The 19,678-nt window shown below is 50.9% G+C and carries 20 protein-coding genes; 5 read left to right on the forward strand and 15 right to left on the reverse strand.

The features are described from left to right. Positions 1-20: 20 nt before the first annotated feature. The 5 genes from OCV62_RS07785 to OCV62_RS07805 are packed head-to-tail and all read left to right on the forward strand — an operon-like array spanning position 21 to position 4,307. The gene (locus tag OCV62_RS07785; RefSeq protein ID WP_262585831.1) at positions 21-1,142 is read left to right on the forward strand and encodes an ABC transporter substrate-binding protein; all 1,122 of its coding nucleotides are present in this window, start codon (positions 21-23) and stop codon (positions 1,140-1,142) included. Then, positions 1,120-2,097 (forward strand): FecCD family ABC transporter permease, encoded by a 978-nt coding sequence (locus OCV62_RS07790; RefSeq protein WP_262585833.1) that lies wholly within the window; start codon positions 1,120-1,122, stop codon positions 2,095-2,097. The genes OCV62_RS07785 and OCV62_RS07790 overlap by 23 nt, the downstream gene beginning before the upstream one ends. Further along, positions 2,094-2,891: an ABC transporter ATP-binding protein gene (locus tag OCV62_RS07795; RefSeq protein WP_262585834.1), complete on the forward strand. Its 798-nt coding sequence runs from the start codon at positions 2,094-2,096 to the stop codon at positions 2,889-2,891. Before OCV62_RS07790 ends, OCV62_RS07795 begins: the two co-directional genes overlap by 4 nt. Continuing rightward, complete coding sequence (locus OCV62_RS07800) at positions 2,888-3,229, forward strand: winged helix-turn-helix domain-containing protein (protein ID WP_262585835.1); 342 nt, start codon at positions 2,888-2,890, stop codon at positions 3,227-3,229. Before OCV62_RS07795 ends, OCV62_RS07800 begins: the two co-directional genes overlap by 4 nt. Continuing rightward, on the forward strand, positions 3,183-4,307 hold the full coding sequence (locus OCV62_RS07805; RefSeq protein WP_262585836.1) for an NTP transferase domain-containing protein: 1,125 nt from the start codon (positions 3,183-3,185) through the stop codon (positions 4,305-4,307). The genes OCV62_RS07800 and OCV62_RS07805 overlap by 47 nt, the downstream gene beginning before the upstream one ends. A 209-nt stretch (positions 4,308-4,516) precedes the next feature. Here the strand turns inward: OCV62_RS07805 and spoIVB are convergent, their stop codons facing one another. The 15 genes from spoIVB to OCV62_RS07880 all read right to left on the reverse strand — a co-directional run bounded on the left by spoIVB (position 4,517) and on the right by OCV62_RS07880 (position 19,668). Then, positions 4,517-5,884, reverse strand: a complete 1,368-nt coding sequence (spoIVB, locus tag OCV62_RS07810; protein WP_262585837.1) for a SpoIVB peptidase — start codon at positions 5,882-5,884, stop codon at positions 4,517-4,519. A gap of 178 nt (positions 5,885-6,062) precedes the next feature. Next, the gene (recN, locus tag OCV62_RS07815) at positions 6,063-7,742 is read right to left on the reverse strand and encodes a DNA repair protein RecN (protein WP_262585838.1); all 1,680 of its coding nucleotides are present in this window, start codon (positions 7,740-7,742) and stop codon (positions 6,063-6,065) included. A 25-nt stretch (positions 7,743-7,767) separates the two neighbouring features. Next, positions 7,768-8,220, reverse strand: coding sequence for an arginine repressor (argR, locus tag OCV62_RS07820; protein ID WP_021915452.1), 453 nt, complete (start codon positions 8,218-8,220; stop codon positions 7,768-7,770). Positions 8,221-8,245: 25 nt separating this feature from the next. Then, the gene (locus tag OCV62_RS07825) at positions 8,246-9,097 is read right to left on the reverse strand and encodes an NAD(+)/NADH kinase (RefSeq protein ID WP_262585839.1); all 852 of its coding nucleotides are present in this window, start codon (positions 9,095-9,097) and stop codon (positions 8,246-8,248) included. Positions 9,098-9,120: 23 nt separating this feature from the next. After that, positions 9,121-10,002: a TlyA family RNA methyltransferase gene (locus OCV62_RS07830; RefSeq protein WP_262585840.1), complete on the reverse strand. Its 882-nt coding sequence runs from the start codon at positions 10,000-10,002 to the stop codon at positions 9,121-9,123. Further along, complete coding sequence (gene dxs, locus OCV62_RS07835) at positions 9,999-11,861, reverse strand: 1-deoxy-D-xylulose-5-phosphate synthase (RefSeq protein ID WP_118495949.1); 1,863 nt, start codon at positions 11,859-11,861, stop codon at positions 9,999-10,001. The genes OCV62_RS07830 and dxs overlap by 4 nt, the downstream gene beginning before the upstream one ends. A gap of 14 nt (positions 11,862-11,875) precedes the next feature. Then, positions 11,876-12,793: a polyprenyl synthetase family protein gene (locus OCV62_RS07840; RefSeq protein WP_262585841.1), complete on the reverse strand. Its 918-nt coding sequence runs from the start codon at positions 12,791-12,793 to the stop codon at positions 11,876-11,878. Next, positions 12,783-12,998 (reverse strand): exodeoxyribonuclease VII small subunit, encoded by a 216-nt coding sequence (gene xseB / locus OCV62_RS07845; RefSeq protein ID WP_021915457.1) that lies wholly within the window; start codon positions 12,996-12,998, stop codon positions 12,783-12,785. The genes OCV62_RS07840 and xseB overlap by 11 nt, the downstream gene beginning before the upstream one ends. Beyond that, positions 12,974-14,191, reverse strand: a complete 1,218-nt coding sequence (gene xseA, locus OCV62_RS07850) for an exodeoxyribonuclease VII large subunit (RefSeq protein WP_021915458.1) — start codon at positions 14,189-14,191, stop codon at positions 12,974-12,976. Before xseA ends, xseB begins: the two co-directional genes overlap by 25 nt. Continuing rightward, positions 14,188-14,586 carry a transcription antitermination factor NusB gene (nusB, locus tag OCV62_RS07855; RefSeq protein WP_021915459.1) on the reverse strand — a complete coding sequence of 133 codons (399 nt, stop codon included), beginning with the start codon at positions 14,584-14,586 and terminating at the stop codon, positions 14,188-14,190. Before nusB ends, xseA begins: the two co-directional genes overlap by 4 nt. Before the next feature lie 25 nt (positions 14,587-14,611). Continuing rightward, positions 14,612-15,001 (reverse strand): Asp23/Gls24 family envelope stress response protein, encoded by a 390-nt coding sequence (locus OCV62_RS07860; protein WP_021915460.1) that lies wholly within the window; start codon positions 14,999-15,001, stop codon positions 14,612-14,614. A 99-nt stretch (positions 15,002-15,100) separates the two neighbouring features. Further along, on the reverse strand, positions 15,101-16,459 hold the full coding sequence (locus OCV62_RS07865) for a transglutaminase domain-containing protein (RefSeq protein WP_262585842.1): 1,359 nt from the start codon (positions 16,457-16,459) through the stop codon (positions 15,101-15,103). Positions 16,460-16,477: 18 nt separating this feature from the next. Further along, positions 16,478-18,073 carry a peptide chain release factor 3 gene (locus OCV62_RS07870; protein ID WP_118495951.1) on the reverse strand — a complete coding sequence of 532 codons (1,596 nt, stop codon included), beginning with the start codon at positions 18,071-18,073 and terminating at the stop codon, positions 16,478-16,480. Positions 18,074-18,305: 232 nt separating this feature from the next. Next, positions 18,306-19,082, reverse strand: a complete 777-nt coding sequence (locus OCV62_RS07875; protein ID WP_262585843.1) for a SpoIIIAH-like family protein — start codon at positions 19,080-19,082, stop codon at positions 18,306-18,308. Between the two features lie 25 nt (positions 19,083-19,107). Beyond that, positions 19,108-19,668: a stage III sporulation protein AG gene (locus OCV62_RS07880; RefSeq protein WP_262585844.1), complete on the reverse strand. Its 561-nt coding sequence runs from the start codon at positions 19,666-19,668 to the stop codon at positions 19,108-19,110. Positions 19,669-19,678 lie beyond the last annotated feature (10 nt).

Below are 19,678 nucleotides of genomic sequence, written 5' to 3' on the forward strand. Positions count from 1 at the left end.
TACAACGAAAGGTGAACGTAATGAAAAACACTCTGAAAAAGTACCTGTCCCTGTCCCTGGCATGTGCACTGTTGATCTCCATGATCGGCTGCGGCACTGCTTCTGCCCCCGCAGAAACTGTTCCTGCAACAGAATCCGTCACAGAACAGGCTGCCGAGACTGTCACAGAAACCGCTTCTGCCGAAACAGAAGAGACTGCATCCGAAGAAGCCATTGAAGCTGCAGAAACGACTTATCCCGTCACCCTGACCGATCAGGCAGGCCGTGAAGTAACGCTCGAAGCTGAACCTGAGACCATCGTAAGCGGCTATTACATTCCCTCCAGCCTTTTGATCGCTCTTGGTCTGAAGGACAAGATGGTAGGCATCGAAGCAAAGGCTGGCAAGCGTGCGATCTACAAGCTTGCTGCACCTGATCTGATAGAGCTTCCCAGTGTCGGCACCGCAAAGGAATTCGACCTGGAAGGCTGCGCAGCCCTCTCCCCTGATCTGGTTATCCTGCCCTTAAAATTAAAGGACGCAGCAGCGAGCCTGACAGAGCTTGGTATCCCGGTGCTGCTTGTCAATCCGGAAAGCCAGGAGCTTCTGACAGAAATGATCGAGCTGGTATCTACCGCCACCAACACACAGGAACGTGCAAACGAGCTGCTTTCCTATATAGCTTCCCAGAAGTCCATGCTTTCTGATACGTTAGCTGATACAGAGCCCAAAAGCGTATATCTGGCAGGCAATTCTTCCCTGCTTTCCACAGCAGGTCCTGCAATGTACCAGTCCAGCATGATCGAGCTTGCAGGCGGCAAAAATGCAGCGGAAGAAATTACCGATACTTACTGGGCAGAAATCAGCTACGAACAGTTGCTTGCCTGGGATCCTGCCTATATCATCCTCGCTTCCGATGCAGATTACACCGTTGACGACATTTTAAACGATGAAAACTTAAAAGACTGCACCGCTGTAAAAAACGGTCAGGTATATCAGATTCCCGGCGATGTAGAGGCTCTGGACAGCCCGGTTCCCGCAAGCATCCTTGCATCCGTATGGCTTGCCGGCATTCTCCATCCCGAACAGATTCCCGCTGACACTTATACCACGGAAAGCAACACTTATTATGAAACCTTCTATGGAATCTCCAACGAAAACTAAATCGTTCCTTCTCGTCGGGACCGTTATTTTAACGGTCCTGACTTTATGCTCTTTTTTCGTCGGAAAATATCCGCTTACTCTGTCCGGTCTGTTATCCGGGGACGCGATGCAGTGGCGGGTTTTTCTCACCCTGCGCGCAAGCCGCGCTGTGATCGGCGCAATCGGCGGCTTTGTCCTCGGAGTTACCGGCTTTGTCTATCAGACCGTTTTCCGCAATCCCCTCGCTTCCCCCGACATTATCGGCGCATCCTCCGGTGCAAGCGTAGGCGCCGCTTTCGGCATCCTGTTTTTGCCCGGCGCGGTGGCTGTCACCCTATCTGCCTTTGCCGGAGCCATCTGTTGTGTACTCCTTGCACTGACGCTTTCCTCCCTGACCGCCGAAAAAGACGGCAAAAGCATCGTCCTTTCCGGTATCGCCGTGCACAGCCTGGCACAGACCGCGTTAGTCTGTCTGAAGCTCCTCGCCGACCCGGAAAAACAGCTTGCATCCATCGAATACTGGATCATGGGAAGTTTAAACGGCATCAGCCTGTATTCCATCGGCGGAAACATCGCTCTGTGCCTGATCTGTCTGGTTGGGATGTTCCTGTTGTACCGCCAGATCCTCCTGCTCTCTCTGGATGATCAGGAAGGGCGACTGCTCGGCGTAAATGTGACGCAAATTCGCCTGATCGTCCTTTTGATCGCAACCCTTGCCGCCTCCAGCGTTATCAGCATGACCGGGCTGATCAGCTTTATTTCGCTTCTTGCCCCCCACGGAGCGCGCCTGCTCTTTAAAAACAATCGCTTATCCACCATGTTATTCAGTGGCCTGCTCGGCGGATGCCTTTTGACGCTCGGCGATATTTTTGCCCGCAGCATCGCTTCTACCGAACTGCCAGTAAGTATTTTTACCAGTTTGCTCGGCGCGCCGTTCTTAATCTATCTCTGTATCAGGAGGAAACCACTTCAATGAACCTGCTTACTGTAACCAACCTTTCCGCCGGATATGCCGGAAAACAGGTCATAAAAGATATCAGCTTTTTCGTCGCCCCAAAAACGATCGTTGGAATCCTCGGTGCAAATGGGTGCGGTAAAACCACCCTGATCAAAGCGATTGCAAATCTTCTTCCTCATACCGGAAGCTGTCAGTTAGATGACACTTACTTGGAAAACGCTTCTCCAAGGCAGCTTGCTTTACTCTGCGGATACATTCCCCAAAAGAGCGGTATTTCGATCGATTTAACTCTTCTGGATGTCGTTTTAATGGGGTTTAATCCAAAGCTTTCTCTCCTGCAGTCTCCTACGGAGCAGATGAAAAAGGAAGCATTTGACGCCCTCTGCTCGGTAGGTCTTGGGTCCCGCAAAGACGATAACTTCCAGCAGCTAAGCGAAGGGCAAAAGCAGCTCTGCCTGCTGGCGCGCACTTTTGTATTAAAGCGCAGGCTTCTGCTTTTGGATGAACCGGAAAGCGCCCTGGATTTTCGGCTGCGCTATGAAACGATGGGACTTTTGCGAACGTATGTTGCAAAAAACAACGCCGCCGCACTTGTAACGCTGCACGATCCTTCTCTCGCCCTCAATTATTGCGATACGCTTCTGGTGCTTTCCGATTGCGGTCTGTTGGGAGAGCTTCAACCATTTTCTACCCCGATTTCCAAAATGGAACCGCTTCTTTCCTCCATCTATGGTACAATCAGTTTAACGACACTTTCCACCCGCCGCGGCGAGAAACGGCTGATCATGATAAAGGAGGACGATGCCTGTTGAAAGCGGTTACGAGAATTACTTTTTGTGACGACAACGATGAAAAATTTTTTGGGGAAGGTCCCTGCCGTCTGCTGCATGCCATCGAAGAAACCGGCTCTCTTCGTTCCGCCGCCATATCCATGGGACTTGCCTACACCAAGGCGCTCCGCATAATCAAAAATGCCGAAGCCGCTCTCGGCTTTCCACTGACCACACGCTGTGTTGGCGGAAAATCCGGCGGTGGAAGTACACTCACCCCACAGGGAAAGGAATGGCTGACAAAATATGAAACCTATCGGGACGCCTGCGTTCATGCCAACCGCAAGCTGTATTTGGAAATCTTTTCAAACAAGCGGTAAAAAACATCTGATCCTCACCGGAGACAGGGGAAGCGGCAAAACAACACTGCTTTCTGCGCTCTTTCCATGCCCGATGCCGGGGCTTACCTCCTGGGCGGTTTCAAAGCAGGGCGTCTACTTAAAGGACAATTTTTCTTCCAAGACCGTGCAAATCGGCAGATTTAACCCTGACAACACGGGTACCGAAAACCGGATGCTGCCTGTTTTAGACGCATTTTCCAAAACCGGTGTTTCTTTTCTTCGCGCTTGTGCCGACGTTTCTTCTGACTGGATCACCATTGATGAAATCGGATATCTCGAAAGCACCTGTCCCGAATATCAAAACGCCCTCTCTGAGTTGATGGCGTGCAAGCATCTCCTGATGGTCGTCCGCAAGCAAAAGCTTCCTTTCCTGGACAGTCTGCTTGCACATCAGGATGTCTTCGTTCTCGATCTGGATCAGCCCTACGGAAACGCAGGCTGTATTCTCATGGCGTCCGGTCAGGGCAGACGCTTTGGGGAAAACAAGCTGCTGACAGATCTCGCAGGCAAGCCACTGATTCAATGGGCACTCGATGCTTCCGCCGGTCTGTTTGCACACCGCCTGGTTGTGACCGTGCACAAAGAAATCGAACAGCTCTGTCTCTCGCAGGATATCCCGGTTCTTCTGCATCCTTTTCCCGACCGAAATGACATGATCCGCCTTGGAATGGGTGAAATCAGCTCTTTTATCGATCGCTGCGCCTTCCTGCCGTCCGACCAGCCTATGATCCTGCCGGAAACCATCGCTTCCCTGCTGCTTTGCGCAAAAAATCTGCCTGACTTTATCTGGCGCCCCTGCTCTAGCGACACAGTCGGTTCTCCGGTGATCTTTCCGTCCTGCTTTTTTGAGGAATTAAAAAATCTCCCTCCCAAAAAGGGAGGGAACGTGATCGTTTCCAGGTATCCAAATCTCGTCCGGACACTTCCGGTTTCTTATTCGGAAGAATTAAAGGACATCGATACAAAAGAGGAGCTGCTTGCTATTTCACAGTATTTGGAGCAGCAGTCATCAAACCGCTGTTGGCGCTTTGATGACTGTGGGGCTTTCGCCCCTTAAAATACTGTCCAGACTGCTCCGCTTGCAAGTTTACTTGCAGCGGTGCATCTGGACAAGACTTTTGCTTCCTCCTCTCCGCCGGGCAGCAGTCATCAAACCGCTGTTGGCGCTTTGATGACTGTGGGGCTTTCGCCCCTTAAAATACTGTCCAGACTGCTCCGCTTGCAAGTTTACTTGCAGCGGTGCATCTGGACAGTATTTTACCCGGCTCAATGGGAGAGCATATTTTCGATAAAGATTCCGTATCCCCGCGTGGGGTCATTTACAAAGACGTGGGTGACGGCACCGACAATTTTCCCGTTCTGGAGGATCGGGGAACCGCTCATGCCCTGGACGATTCCACCGGTTTTTTCCAGCAGTCTTTCATCTGTTACCTGGATTTCGATTCCGCGGTTGATGTTGTCGTGATCCAGGTGAAGGGCTTTGATTTCGATCGTATAGAGCTGCGGCGCTCCGTCCTCCTCCAGGCAGCTCAGGATCTGTGCTTCTCCTTTTTTTACTTCCTGTTTCAATCCAACCGGCAGTGCTTCGCCCTGTATTTCGTCCGCTTCTTCCTGGCTCAGGGTGCCGAAGATTCCTTCGACAGAATTTATGGAGATCGCGCCGATCCGGTTTTCTTTCTTATAATCGATCACTCCGGTCAGTTCTCCCGGCGTTCCACTAATGCCTTTTCGAATGTTGACGATTTTTGTTTTGTAAAGACTGCCGCTCTGTACCTCCATCAAGTCCGCCGTATCCGTATCGTTGATTCCATGTCCCAGTGCGCCGAAGCCGTTTTTCTCATCCAGATAGGTCATCGTACCCACGCCCTGCGCGTTATCCCGAATCCAGATACCCAGCTTGTATACCCCCTCTGTGTTCTGCTGCGGCGTAACCGTCACATCAAAGGTCTGTCCGTCCCTACAGATCGTCAGACACAGCTCCTTTCCCTCCGACGCTGCTACTTGCTCAGTGAACTGCTTTTTTCCTTCCAATTCTACGCCGTCCACCTTTAAAATGTAATCTCCCGCCCTCAACAGGTATCTTGCCGGTTCCTTTCTGCTATGATCCAATCCTTCAAAATCGCTTTCTGCGATCACTAAAATCCCCTCGGTTTTGATGTAAATTCCCACCGGGACGCCTGCCGGAATCAACCGCTGTCCCTCGACCACATGGACGTCCACCTGTTTAAACGGCACGATTCCAAACAGCTTTACATCCATCGTGTAATCCTGAATCTGACTCGCCTGCACGGTCAGCGGTCTGTTCAAATTGACCGGAATCACGTCTTTCTGCGCCGTCTTTTCGCCGTAAATCGTTCCGCTCACCGGCACATCCAAAAACAACTCCTGCTCTTCTCCGGCGCGAATCCGGATGGAGGAGGGGATTTTCTGCCAGGTCTGGTAAATCCAGCCGCCAGCACCACCAAGCACCGCCATCAAAATCCAGAATGCTAAAATCTTCCGAAGACAAGGCTTTCGTTTCTTTCCAGCTGCATGCGTAGGAAAAACGCTGCTTGGCGCATGAGGCAGCGAAGCTGCACTGTTTTGCATACAGTTTTCCGGATTCCGTTTTTTGACAACGTCTTTTTTCTCCATGCAGCTTCTCCTTTCTGATTTCCTTCCAATAGCCTGTAGAATCCTGCGCCTGCGGCGGGTAACATAAGCGACATCATTTCCCTTCGCCTCCCCGCGGAGCGTTTTTTATCGTATAGATACAAAGTTTCCTGTACGATAAAAAAAGAGAACATCATCTCTGACGTCCTCTTTAGTATGCTCAGTTCTGTTTCTTTTTTTCTGCCAAATCCTTCATTTCTTTTGCATTGGCAAGCACCGATTCTGTCAGCTGCGCCGCTCCGGAAAGCCTTGCAAGCTCTTTCAGGCTGTCTGCCTCGGACAGCTCTGTGATCGTCGTCGCCGTAGAATGGTCGGTTGCATTTTTTTCAATATAAAAATGATGATCCGCCATCGCCGCGATCTGCGGCAGATGCGTGATGCAGATAATCTGGTGCGTTCTGCCTAAAATTCCCAGTTTTTCCGAAACCTTCCAGGCGGTCTTTCCGCTGATTCCGGCATCAATTTCATCAAAAATAAACGTGCCGATCTTTTCCTGCTTCGCCGTAATCGTCTTTAGCGCAAGCATGATTCTGGAGAGCTCGCCGCCGCTTGCAATCGCCGCCAGCGGTTTGACCGGCTCTCCGGGATTAGTCGAAATCAAAAATACAACCTCGTCCTTTCCCTCTGCACCAAAGCTGTCTTTTTGCGTCAGGGAAACCTGAAATTCCACATGCAGAAAGTTCATATCCTGTAATGCGCTTTCCATGTCCTTCTGAAACTCCTGCGCCGCCTTTGTTCGAAGCGCTGTCAGCCTCTGTGCCAGCTGTGCTAACATTTTTTCGTTCTCAGAAAGTTCCCTGCGCCTTTGCTCCAGCCATTCCTCCTGGTGCAGCAGGCGATCCAGCTCCTGATTTTTCTGTTCTGCGTAAGCCAAAACTTCTTCTATGGTGCTGCCGTATTTATCTTTTAGGTGATTGACCGTATTTAAACGATTTTCCGTCTCTGAAAGCTGTTCTTCATCAAATTCGAGATCGGACAGATATTCCGAAACTGCCCGATTAAAATCGTTCAACAGTCCGTCCACATCCGCCAGCAGCTGTACCAGCTGTCCGAGTCCGTCATCACAGGATAATACCTGTGACAGCTCCCGAAGCGCACGCCCGGTCAGCTCCCCGGCTCCGTTTCCTTCTTCCTCTCCGGTCAGTCCGTGTACCAGATTCAACGTCTCTGCAATCTTGCGCCCGTTCACCATCCTACGGTAATCACGTTCCAGCTGCTCGTCCTCACCTGCCTGCAAATTTGCTTCTTCAATTTCATCCCGCTCGAACTCTGCGAGGGAAATTTCCCGTTTACGTGTCTGTTCGTCCAGCTCGTTTTCCGCAATCTCCTGCAGAATCGCGCTGTGCTCACGCCAGCAGGCAGCATACGCTTCTTTTACATGGGGCAGCTCTTTTTCCGCATATGCGTCCAGAATTTCCAGATGTCTCTTCGTCTGCAAGAGAATCTGGCTATCATGTTGTCCGTGAATGTCGATCAAAAGCCCTGCCAGCTCGCGCATCTGGCGGATCGGCACAGTCTCCCCGTTAATCCGGCAGATACTTCGGTTTGGCATGACCCTTCTCTGTAAAATAATCTGATTGTCCTCCGCCGGAAGATCCATCCGGCGAAGTGCCTCCCTCACTTCTTCTGACCCTTCAAAGGTCAGCTCGATCAACGCATATTCCGCACCCGTCCGGATCATATCCCGATCCGCCTTTGCGCCAAGCGCCAGCGCCACCGAGCCAAGAATGACGGATTTTCCGGCGCCCGTCTCGCCCGTCAGAATGTTCAGTCCCGGCTGAAAGAACACTTCCGTCTCTTCAATCAGCGCCAGGTTCCTGACATGCAGACTCACTAACATTGTTTGGCTCAATCTTGTACTCCCTTTACTGTTTCATCAGTTCCCGGATTTTTCCCATCAGAATCCGGGTATCCTCTACGGAACGAACTGCAATCATAATCGTATCATCGCCTGCGATACAGCCGACCACTTCCCCGAAATGAATGGCATCCAGCGCAGCCGCCACTGCCATCGCCATTCCGGAAACCGTCCGCATGACCAAAATATTCTGCGCCATATCCATCGATACAAAGGCGTCCCTCAGCACGCGGATATACTTGTCCGACAGCAGCTCATTTTCTTTTTTCAGAATCACATATTTCTGCCGCCCATTTCCGGTCGGAAGCTTGGAAAGGTTCATCTGACGGATATCGCGGGAAATTGTCGCCTGCGTCACCGTAAATCCGGCTTCTTTTAATTTTTCCGCAAGCTCTTCCTGGGTTTCGATCTCATAGCGTGATACCAGCTCTGCAATTTTCTGATGTCTGTTTTGTTTCATTCCTGTTTTCTCCCCTTACAGACGGTTAATCGCTCATCTTCCGATGCAGCACGTCCAAAAAACCGGCTTCACTGATTTTGATAATCGAAGTCGTCTTGATGCTTTTGGTTACTCGCACCTCGTCAAGCGGAGCCAGCTCCACGTTTCTCGCCCCATCAAAGCATGCCTCAATCCCGGTCTCTTCCCGCCCCGCCTTGCCGATAATCCGGATAATAATCTCATCGTCCGCCCGCAGGACGATGCTTCTCGTCTGCAGGGTATGCGGACAAACCGGCGTCAGCAGAATCATCTGAGCGCCCGGCTCTACCAGAGGACCGCCTGCCGACATGTTATACCCGGTTGAACCAGTCGGCGTCGCAATGATAATGCCGTCCGCATGATATTCCTTTAACAATTTTCCATTTACATAGATCTGAAAATACAACATTCGCAGATGGCCGCAGCGCGTGATCGTGATATCATTTAGTGCACTGTTTTCCTCTTCCATCCTACCCTGCCGGTAAATCTGTCCGCACAGCATCATTCGGTCTTCTACCTGATAGCTGCCCGCCACCAGCCGGTCTATTGCATCTTCCATTCCACTTTTTTCTACTTCTGTCAAATAGCCGAGGGTTCCCAGATTGATCCCGAGCATCGGAATCTGGCTATCCGCCGTATCCCGCGCCGCCCGCAGCATCGTCCCGTCCCCGCCCAGTACCAAAATCGCATCTGTCCGGTCTCCCTCCCTCAGAAGAATCCGCTTCCATTCCTCTTTCGGAATTTCGTCCGCATAAACACTGCATGACGCCTGCCGCAGCTTCAACAGCTCCTGCACTCGTCGGGTGATCTCCAGATCCGGATCTTTCGGGCGGTTCGTAATGATAATAAAATGTTTCATAATTCTTTCCCCTGCCCGGATTTTTATTCTTTGAGCGTCTCGTGTGCCTGCTCTACGATCCTCGCAATCAGCTGGCGATTTTCTTCTGTTTCGGAAATACCGCCTTTAGCAGCCTGTGTCTCTTCCAGTGCAGCCTCTGCCGCCTGTTCGCTTTCATAGGCTTCCGGCTGCTCTTCTTTCTGTATAAAAATCAGATATTCAATATTTCCCTCAGGTCCCTTGATCGGCGACCAGGTCAACCCCAACACGGAAAAATGTAAAAGCGCCGCAAAATCCATAACCTTTGCAATGACCTCGCGATGCACTGCCGGATCGCGGACAACACCCTTTTTCCCGACCTTTTCCCGACCTGCCTCGAACTGTGGTTTGATCAGACAAACCATCTGTCCGCCGCATTTTAAAAGTCTCCATGCCGGAAGCAGGATTTTCGTCAGGGAAATAAAGGAAACATCCACCGATGCAAAATCGAGGTCATCCGCAATCTGATCCCTCGTCAGATACCGGAAATTCGTCTTTTCCATGCAGACAACGCGCTCGTCCTGCCGCAGCTTCCACGCGAGCTGACCGTGTCCGACATCGACGGAATAAACCTTTTTCGCCCCGTTCTGCAGCATGCAGTCCGTAAAGCCCCCGGTCGAAGAACCGATATCCATACAGATATCACCCTCCAGTGTGATCGGGAAGCACGCCATCGCCTTTTCCAGCTTCAGACCGCCGCGGCTCACATAACGCAGCGAGCTTCCCTTTACCGTGATCGTCACCTTCGATTCATCGAACATGGCTCCCGCCTTGTCCTCTCTCTGTCCCTGGACAAAGACCTCTCCCGCCATAATCACAGCCTTGGCTTTTTCTCTTGATTCTGCAAGTCCCTGCTTCACTAACAGGACATCCAAGCGTTCCTTCATTTTGCTTCCAGTTCCTTTTCTATCTTTTCCAGGACAGCGGATGTACTGATTCCGATCTCCTGTTTCAAAATATCTACATTGCCGTGCTCTACATATTCGTCCGGAATCGTAATCGGCAGTACCTCGATCGGCAGCTTTTCCTGCTCCACGAGCGTAATTACCTTTTCAGACAGACCGCCACTCGCCACATTTTCTTCCATCGGCACGATCAGGTCGTGGTTCTTTGCAAGGTATCGAACCATATTCTCATCGATGGGCTTGACAAATCTTGCGTTGACAACTGTACAGGAAATGCCTTTTTCTTTCAATGCTTCCCGCACCTCTACCGCAGTCTTTACCATGCTGCCGACTGCAAACAGAGCAATCTTTTCTTCTTCGAACAGCATCTCACTCTTGCCCATTTCAACGTCCGCACGCTTGTCCGCCAGCCCGTCATACGCCTCACCGCGGGGATACCGGATTGCGATCGGCCCTTTGAAATCATAGGCAAACTTCATCATATCGGAAAGTTCCCATTTGTTTTTGGGCGCCATGATGTGCATATTCGGGATGGACGATAAAAACGACAGATCAAAAATGCCCTGATGGGTCTCACCGTCGCTTCCGACCAGCCCCGCCCGGTCAATCGCAAAGATTACCGGAACATTCTGCAGACAGACATCGTGTAAAATCTGGTCGTAGGCACGCTGCAAAAACGAAGAATAAATCGCCACAACCGGATGCAGTCCGCCAACCGCCAGACCTGCTGCAAAGGTCACTGCATGCTCTTCCGCAATGCCAACGTCAAAAAAACGTTCGGGGTATGCCTTACGGAAACGCTTTAATCCGGTTCCGTCCGGCATCGCCGCCGTAATCGCCACCACATCGGGATGGCGCGCCGCAAGCTTTACCATGACGGTAGAAAAAATATCTGTATAGTTGGCTTTTGTTTTTTTCTTTACCGGAACACCGGTTGCCACATCGAAGGGCTCTGCCCCATGGAATCTCGCCGGATGCTTCTCTGCCGGAGCATAGCCCTTGCCCTTCTGGGTCAGAACATGGATCAGGACGCAGTTTTTGCGCCGCTTCGCCTCGCGGATGACCCGAACCAGTCCGTTGACATCGTGTCCATCCACAGGCCCTAAATAGGTGATCCCCATATCCTCAAACCACATACCCGGAATCACCAGCTGTTTTAAGCTGTTTTTGGCGCGGCGCACACCGGTCACAACGCCGTCTCCGTAACGCGTGTTGCGCAGTGCGTCGTAAATGTTGTCCTTGATGTCCAAATAGGCGTTCGAAGTACGGATGTTATTCAGATATTTGGAAACACCGCCCACATTTTCGGAAATAGACATGTTGTTATCATTTAAAATAATGATAAAGTTCGTCTCCATCCTCGCCGCATTGTTCAGCGCTTCGTATGCCATTCCACCTGTCAGCGCACCGTCTCCGATCACGGAAACAACGGTATTGGTTTTACCCTGAATATCTCTTGCGCGCACAAGTCCCAGTCCGGCAGAAATCGAAGTGGAGGAATGTCCCGTATCAAAGCTGTCGCAGTCGCTCTCTTTGCGTTTCGGAAATCCGCTCATTCCGCCGTATTTGCGCAAATGGTCGAAGCCCTCACGTCTGCCGGTCAGCAGCTTATGGGTGTAGGACTGATGCCCGACGTCCCATACGATCTTATCTTCCGGCAGATTCAGCGCGATATGCATCGCCATCGTCAGCTCGACAGCTCCCAGATTCGAGCCGAGATGCCCGCCAGTTACACTGATCTTCTCAATCAGGAACTGACGGATTTCCTCTGCAAGAAGCGGATAATCCTTTGGATTTATTTTTTTGATATCATTTGTCTGCTGTATCTGTTCCAGAAGCATAAGCAGCCCCCTCTTTATTTTTCTCTTGTAATCAGTGCACGAACCAGATCTTCCAGAAATTCATTTCGCCGGTCAAAGGAAGAAAGAATCTTCAGTGCTTCTTCCGACAGCGCTTCCACATCTTTTTTCGACTGTTCCAGTCCGTTTAACCGCACATAGGTTACCTTATGATTCTTTTCATCGCTTCCAACCGGTTTGCCAAGCACCTCCAGAGAACTGGTCACATCTAAAATATCGTCCTGAATCTGGAATGCGATGCCGATATTTTCCGCCGCCTGCTCCAGCTTCTTTACCGCCTCGTCCGGTGCTCCTGCCAGAACGGCTCCGATCATCAGCGCCGCTTCAATCAGCGCTGCCGTTTTATTTTTGTGGATGTACCAGAGCAGCTCTTTCGTCACATGATCTGCCGGCAGCTCTTCTGCACAGATGTCCGCGCACTGTCCGCCGATCATACCATAGATGCCCGCTTTGTTGGCGAGAATCTGCAGTGCCTTTGCGACAGCAGCGTACCGGGCTGCGATGTCTGCTGCTTCCCCGATCATGGAAAACGCTTCTGCTGCCGTCTCGAACGCTTTATTTAACAGCGCATCCCCGGCCAGCACCGCCATGCCCTCGCCATATACATTCCAGGTTGTCTTGCGTCCCCGGCGGTATTCGTCATTATCCATCGCAGGCAGGTCGTCGTGTACCAGGGAATAGTTGTGAATCATTTCCAACGCCGCCATAAAAGGCTCCACAATTGCAGAGTTCCCGCCAAACAGCCGGAAGCTCTCTTCCATCAGAATCGGGCGCAGACGTTTTCCACCCGCCAGGACGCTATAATTCATCGACTCGATGACTTTTTTCTGATATCCTTTTTCTTCTGGCAGATATTTTGTTAAAACGTCTTCTGCATGAACTGTTTTCTCCGCAAGCGTTTCTTTAAAATTCATCCAGTTTTCCCTCCCCGTTTAAGACGAGAACCTTTTTCTCCACTTTATCAATGCTTTCATTACAGTATTTCAAAAGCTCCATTCCCTTCTGGTATACGGTAAAGGACTCCTCCAGAGAGATATTTTCATCCTCCAGCGCCCTTGTCACCTCTTCCAGACGTAAGAATGCTTCTTCCAGCGTCAGCTCTTTTTCGGCTGTTTCCATTCTTCTTTCTCCTTCACCTGTGCAACAATCCGTCCGTTTTTGACATGGATCGTCACCAGCTCTCCGACCTGTATCCGATTGACGTCGGTTACCGTCCGCCCTTCTGCGTCCGCCACATGGGAAAATCCCTGACTGAGCTTTTCCAGTGGCGACAGGCCTTTTAATTTCTCCGCATATAAGGATACCTGATACCTGCGTTCCCGAAGCTTTTCCTGCATCTGCCGTTCCAGCTTTTCTTCCAGGGAAACCAGATAGCTTCGCTTCTCCCGGATCTGTCCTGCCGGGCTTAAATGAGAAAGGCGGATCTGGTCGTTCGACAGGCGCATCCTCGCAGATGCGATCTGCTGTTTCATCCGTCTGGTATAGCGCAGTGCAAGCTCATCCAGCTGCGTCTGCATCAGCGAATAATCGTAAACTGCAAGCTCTGCACCTGCAGACGGCGTCGGCGCACGCAGATCTGCAACAAAATCGGCGATTGTCGTATCCGTTTCATGACCGACTGCGGAAATAATCGGAACGCTGCAGTCAAAAATCGCCTGTGCGACAATCTCTTCATTAAATGCCCAGAGGTCTTCAATGGAACCGCCGCCGCGCCCGACAATCATCACATCAACCTTGCAGCGTTCCAGCGCCCGTATTCCGTTGACAATGCTCGCAGGCGCCTGCTCTCCCTGCACGATCGCAGGATACAGGATAATCTGCACATATGGATTGCGTCGCGTCGCAATATTGATAATATCGCGCACTGCAGCTCCAGTCGGTGCAGTCACAACGCCGAGCGTCCGGATAAAACGAGGAATTGGCTGTTTATACTCCGGTGCAAACAGCCCCTGCTCCGCCAGCTCCCGCTTGAGCTGTTCAAAACGCTCATACAGCTGTCCTGCCCCGTCGAGCGTAATCGACTTTGCGTACAGCTGATATCTGCCGTCCCGTTCAAACACGTCGATCGTCCCTCCGACGACGACCTGCTGTCCTTCCTGCATATGAAATTTCAGTCCGCTCCGGTTGCCGGCAAACATAACACAGGCAATTGCGCCCTTTCCATCCTTCAGGGTAAAATAAATATGCCCTGAAGAATGGTATTTACAATTGCTCACTTCGCCTTTGACCAGAATGGACTGGAGTAAAAAATCCTGGGTAAACATATTTTTGATATATCCGTTTACCTGGGCTACTGTATAGACATTTTTCATGCAAATTTCGCCAGAATACCGTTTACAAATCCGGAGGAACCTTCCTGTCCGAATTTCTTTGCAAGCTCTACTGCTTCGTTGATTGCGACACCGGTCGGAACCGTCTCGTCAAACCGAATCTCATAAACCGCAAGGCGGATGATCGTCAGTTCCACCTTTCCCATACGCTGGGTATCCCAGCCTATCGCCGTTTCATTGATCAGCTTATCAATCTCCGGCAGTTTCTCTGCAATTTTTTCATATTTAGAACGGATATAGGCAGCATCCTTTTCGGAAATCTCGGTATCTCCATCTTCCAGGAAAAGGGTACACTGCTCCGGCATATCGTCCTTCTGATTAAACTCTACCCGAAACAGCAGCATAAAAATCTGTTCTCTCAGCTCTCTTCTGTTCATCTGTTCTCCCATCCGGCTTTCTGTATCAGTGTTTTCCGGCACTCATATTCACGCCTGCAATACGGATATTAACATCCGTTACAGTCAGACCAGTCATATTTTCAATTGCATTCTTAACACGTTCCTGTACCTTCTGGCTGGTAGCCGGAATGTTGTATCCATACTCCATCAGTACAGCCAGCTCAGCTCTTACCTGATGGTTGAATACCTCTACCTTTACGCCCTTTGTCAGACCTTTTACGCCAACCTTGCTCATCAGCTCGTTGGTAATATTGCCTGCCATGGAAGAAACACCTTCTACTTCCGTAGCGGCCAAAGATGCGATAATTGCAACAACTTCATCAGCAATCTGAACAGTGCCGATGTTTTCATCCTCCTGCAGTACATAGGTATTTTTAACGGTTTCTTTTCCCATAATGGCGCCTCCTTTACTCTCACATCTCATTATAACAAAATCCTTCTGGTTTGGCTAGACTTCGTTTCCTGTACAGGCACGAAATCTGTCCGGTATCCGTCACGAGACCTCTGTAAACCAGAAATAAAACGTCCTTTCTCTGTCGGAATCAAGGTACGCTGCCGTTGTTTCCGACTCCGGCAGATATGCGAAGATCCCCTGTTCCTCAATTAACAGCCGGTACACTTCCTGATAAACGGTATCGTCCGCACACTGAAAACAAACCATCGGCGCGCCCTTTTGCGCTGCGCGTGCAAAGATTTCGTCGATTTTTTCTTTGTCCGCACTCTGCAGATACAGTCCCTCATGGCGGTAATACTGATCCTGCACCGCATTACAGACCGGAAGCAGCTGGTTGTCATCCATCGAATGCGTCCGTTCGATCTCCTGTGTCGTCACGCAAAAATAATCGTAGTTGACCGTTTCCGTCAGCGCTGGCGTTTCTTCCCCTTCTTCTCTCTGATAGGAAGCGTCTCCCCAGGTCGGATCGATGTAATACCAGTCCCCGTCGAGAAAAACGATATTCCAGGCATGTCCTTCCCCGTTCACTTCTCCGGTAACGAGCATCGCAGGAATCCCTGCAAGCTGGCACAGATACTGAAATGTCTTGGCATAGCCCTGGCAGACGGAACGCTGGTTTAACAAAACGGAGCAGATATTTTGGCTGTCCGCACTGCCCTGCTCGTATTCCGTGCGCAAAATCAGTTCATCGTAAATATATTTCGCCTTTTCAAAATCGTCCGTCCCATCCGGCAGCCCTTCCAGCCAGAGCGCTGCAGCCGCTTCCAGCTGTGCCCGGCGCGAAAGAACTTCGTCTGATTCCAGCGTCCAGGTTCCGGTAAACGTGATCCTGCGAAGTTCTGTTCCAAGCCGATAAGTCGTCACCTCATAGCCGTCCGCATAAAAAATTTCCGGGTGATCCGCCATCACATACCGGAACACGCGCTCTACCATTTCCGGATCCTTTACAGAAAGCTCCGTTTCTTCCTGATAGCTTATAAGGCTGTTTAAAATCTCCCGGTACAGCTGTTCTTCGTCTCCGGACAGCTGCGAATACCCGTAGGAAAAGGCTGCATCGGACTGTGCCGACAGGTCCTTTTCGCCAAACGGAGCGCCGTCGGCAGTGTTCGTCCAGCCGGACTGCGGTTCGCTGCCTTCGTCTTCCCGGAACAGGTCTGATTCCAGTCGATCTGCCGTATCCGTTTCTGCTTCCTCCAGCCAGTCTTGTCCAATCGTCAAGTCTTTGGACGCATCCCATTCGTTGTCGCAGCCTGCAAGGCACAGCAGCAGAGCTGTGAATATGACACTGCAGAACCTGTAGGCGTTTCGTACAACGCGAATTTTAAAAGAAGCTTTCTGTTCAAAGGCAGCGATTTCTTTTCCATCCGTATTTGCTCCGCCTGCAAGGATTTTTTCCATAGGCATCTCCCGGTCTGTTTAGTTTTTCCCGAATTCGGAAAGTTCCAGTCCCTTATTTCTGTCAAGCACCATGCCGACGCTCCAGGAATTGACAAACAGGAGCAGCGGATTGCCCTTCATATCCTTGATCTTCTTCATATCGGAGGTGCCGACTAACTTCGTCAAATCGACCTCTTCTTTATTTGCAATCCAGCGGATATGCTCATAAGGAAGCGGCTCAAGACGAATTTCAACATTATATTCGCTTTCCAGACGGAATTTTAAAACGTCAAACTGCAGGACGCCGACAACACCGACGATGATCTCTTCCATACCGGTATTGAACTCCTGGAAGATCTGGATTGCGCCCTCCTGCGCGATCTGCGTAATACCCTTGACGAACTGCTTCCGCTTCATGGTATCGACCTGGCGTACTCTTGCAAAATGCTCCGGCGCGAAGGTCGGGATCCCTTCATATGCGAACTGCTCTTTCGGCATACAGAGCGTATCGCCGATGGAGAAAATGCCCGGATCGAATACGCCGATGATATCTCCGGCATAGGCTTCCGACAGGATTTTGCGGTCGTTTGCCATGATCTGCTGCGGCTGGGAAAGTCTCATAACTCTCTGGCTCTGGACATGCTTGACGTCCATATCCGCCTCAAATTTGCCGGAACAGATTCTCATAAATGCGATTCTGTCACGGTGCGCTTTGTTCATGTTCGCCTGAATCTTGAACACGAACGCGCTGAAGTCATGCTCTACAGGGTCAATCAGTCCGATGTCCGCGCGGCGCGGCAGAGGCGTCGTCGTCATCTGTAAAAAGTGCTGTAAAAAGTCCTCCACGCCGAAGTTGGTCAGCGCTGAACCGAAAAATACAGGGGTCAGTTCGCCTGCCTGTACCTGCTCCAGATCAAATTCTGCACTCGCACCGTCCAAAAGCTCGATTTCTTCCAGAAGCTTTTCCTTTAAGTTCTCGCCGACAAAGCCTGTCAGCTTGTCCAGCTCGCTAAGCGGAATCTCGGTTGCTTCGCCTTCCTTGGTTCCCTTTTCGGTATCGGAATAGGTGATCACACAGCGCTTTTCTCTGTCGTAGACTCCCTTAAAGCTCTTGCCGGAACCGATCGGCCAGTTCATCGGACAGGTTGCGATGCCCAGCTCCTTTTCGATATCGTCCAACAAGTCAAACGTATCGTTCGCGTCGCGATCCATCTTATTGATAAAGGTAAAAATCGGGATCTTGCGCATAACACAGACCTTGAACAGCTTTCGGGTCTGCGCCTCTACGCCCTTGCTCGCGTCGATGACCATGACTGCGGAATCCGCCGCCATCAGGGTACGGTATGTGTCCTCTGAGAAGTCCTGGTGTCCCGGCGTATCCAGAATGTTGATACAAAAGCCATCGTATTCAAACTGCAGGACGGAAGAGGTTACGGAAATACCTCTCTGCTTTTCGATCTCCATCCAGTCGGAAACTGCGTGTCTGGCTGTCGCCTTACCTTTCACGGAACCAGCCAGGTTGATCGCTCCGCCGTACAGCAGGAATTTCTCTGTCAAAGTAGTCTTTCCGGCATCCGGGTGAGAGATAATTGCAAATGTTCTTCTTCTGTTGATTTCTTCTTTCAGATTGCCCAACGTATTTCTCCTCGTCTTTCTATCAGGAAACATCCGGACCGTCTGCCGGATGCCTCCTGTCTTCATAATCCAAACCAGCCGCCTCCATTCTTCCATGCAGGCAGCCGCATATCTGCACAATTAGAATCAGTGTATCATATTTTCTTCTGTTTGGCACGCATTTCTTTTGGGGATTCGAAACAGCCGTAACAACGCTGCTTTTTCTGCCTGGGACAACGCGTTCTGCTCCTCTCTACCGGGAGAGTGGATTGATGACGATATTCTGCGCGGCGATTCCGGTCTTGCGCGCCACGATGTCCTCGATCTGCGCACACTGCGCGTCCGACAGCACGGACATGCCGACCACAACATCTGCCGATTCATCCGTAATCGTCACGACAGCGTCCGCATAGCCCCTTGTCTCCAGCAAAATTTCTGCCGCCGTCTCCCGCTCTGTCAGATCAGTCAGCGCGATCATTTCATCGACCGCTTCCTGCTTCTGATTCTCTGCGATGTTGGCGTTATTGATGATCTCTAAAAGCGTCTCTTTATTTTTGGCGCGCGTCTGTTCTTTTAAAAGCCGCGCCCCGGAAAGGCTGCTGACAGAGCCAGAGTTGGTATAGACTGCTTCGCCCGGAATCTCTCCCTCCTGCACCTCGGCATCCAGCGCCTCTTCCGCAGAATCTGCTGCGTCATCCGTCAGCGCTGCAACATCCTGATCGCTGATCGTCTGCATATTTTCATTCAGAAAATTCTCCGCCGCCACATCCTCCGTATCCGAATCCAGGCTTGCGATGTCCCCTTTTCCATCTTCATCCGAAAGCTCCAACAATGCTTCCATGTCCGATTCCTGCCCGGCAGACGCCCCGACGTCCGCCAGCTCTTCTTCCCCAACCTTTGTCCCTGCAAAATTCAGATACCCAGCCACCGCTATCATAATAGCAAGCGCTGTAATCATGACCTGATTGCGTTTGAACATGTTTTTCAATTTCTGCTCCCTTCCGCATTGCTCTTTGTTTTGATCCGGCACGCCTCCGGTATGCATTACAGCAGGCTTACCGGGTGTCCGCCATCTTTGCTACTTTTATTTTATGAGGCTCTATATCAAATAATGCCTCAATGACTTCGGTAATGTTCTTCTTCAAAACGGGGGAATCCCCACCCTGTGCAAGCACCGTCACGCCCTCCACCTTTGCAGAAAGCGTATGGGTCACATACGGTGTTTTACTGCCGTCCCTGCCGGTCTGATAGACCGTGTTTTCCTGACGCGAGGACTCGGAAATCACCCGGCTCGTGCCGCCTGCGTCGTTCTCACTCGTCTGCGAATTCGTGACAGACGGCGTCTCCTTTTCTATGACCTGTTCTTCTGTGGAAGCGTATGTGATCAGTACCTCCACCCTGCCTGCACCCTCCATCCGGGATAAAAACTGAGCGAGCTTTTCTTCCATCGCTTCCTGTTGTGCACTGTTGCTTTCTGAATCCATTGTAACCGTCTGGGTGTCCAATTGAACGGACTTGCTTTCGTCCGTCTTATTTTTTTCTTTTCCGGTCGGAATCGCGACCACCATCAAAAGAACACCTGACAGCGCCAGTACGATCATATTTTCTTTTGTCATCTTTTTTCGA

Source organism: Gallintestinimicrobium propionicum (assembly GCF_025567525.1).
Taxonomy (GTDB): Bacteria; Bacillota; Clostridia; order Lachnospirales; family Lachnospiraceae; genus Gallintestinimicrobium; species Gallintestinimicrobium propionicum.

Excerpts from the sequence above, each read along its gene's own strand:
- OCV62_RS07830 (WP_262585840.1), bottom strand. The coding sequence starts at position 10,002 with ATGAAGGAACGCTTGGATGTCCTGTTAGTGAAGCAGGGACTTGCAGAA.
- OCV62_RS07805 (WP_262585836.1), top strand. The coding sequence starts at position 3,183 with ATGCCAACCGCAAGCTGTATTTGGAAATCTTTTCAAACAAGCGGTAAA.
- OCV62_RS07880 (WP_262585844.1), bottom strand. The coding sequence starts at position 19,668 with ATGACAAAAGAAAATATGATCGTACTGGCGCTGTCAGGTGTTCTTTTG.
- OCV62_RS07785 (WP_262585831.1), top strand. The coding sequence starts at position 21 with ATGAAAAACACTCTGAAAAAGTACCTGTCCCTGTCCCTGGCATGTGCA.
- spoIVB (WP_262585837.1), bottom strand. The coding sequence starts at position 5,884 with ATGGAGAAAAAAGACGTTGTCAAAAAACGGAATCCGGAAAACTGTATG.
- argR (WP_021915452.1), bottom strand. The coding sequence starts at position 8,220 with ATGAAACAAAACAGACATCAGAAAATTGCAGAGCTGGTATCACGCTAT.
- nusB (WP_021915459.1), bottom strand. The coding sequence starts at position 14,586 with ATGAACAGAAGAGAGCTGAGAGAACAGATTTTTATGCTGCTGTTTCGG.
- OCV62_RS07865 (WP_262585842.1), bottom strand. The coding sequence starts at position 16,459 with ATGGAAAAAATCCTTGCAGGCGGAGCAAATACGGATGGAAAAGAAATC.
- OCV62_RS07860 (WP_021915460.1), bottom strand. The coding sequence starts at position 15,001 with ATGGGAAAAGAAACCGTTAAAAATACCTATGTACTGCAGGAGGATGAA.
- xseB (WP_021915457.1), bottom strand. The coding sequence starts at position 12,998 with ATGGAAACAGCCGAAAAAGAGCTGACGCTGGAAGAAGCATTCTTACGT.
- dxs (WP_118495949.1), bottom strand. The coding sequence starts at position 11,861 with ATGCTTCTGGAACAGATACAGCAGACAAATGATATCAAAAAAATAAAT.
- OCV62_RS07790 (WP_262585833.1), top strand. The coding sequence starts at position 1,120 with ATGGAATCTCCAACGAAAACTAAATCGTTCCTTCTCGTCGGGACCGTT.
- xseA (WP_021915458.1), bottom strand. The coding sequence starts at position 14,191 with ATGAAAAATGTCTATACAGTAGCCCAGGTAAACGGATATATCAAAAAT.
- recN (WP_262585838.1), bottom strand. The coding sequence starts at position 7,742 with ATGTTAGTGAGTCTGCATGTCAGGAACCTGGCGCTGATTGAAGAGACG.
- OCV62_RS07795 (WP_262585834.1), top strand. The coding sequence starts at position 2,094 with ATGAACCTGCTTACTGTAACCAACCTTTCCGCCGGATATGCCGGAAAA.
- OCV62_RS07825 (WP_262585839.1), bottom strand. The coding sequence starts at position 9,097 with ATGAAACATTTTATTATCATTACGAACCGCCCGAAAGATCCGGATCTG.
- OCV62_RS07840 (WP_262585841.1), bottom strand. The coding sequence starts at position 12,793 with ATGAATTTTAAAGAAACGCTTGCGGAGAAAACAGTTCATGCAGAAGAC.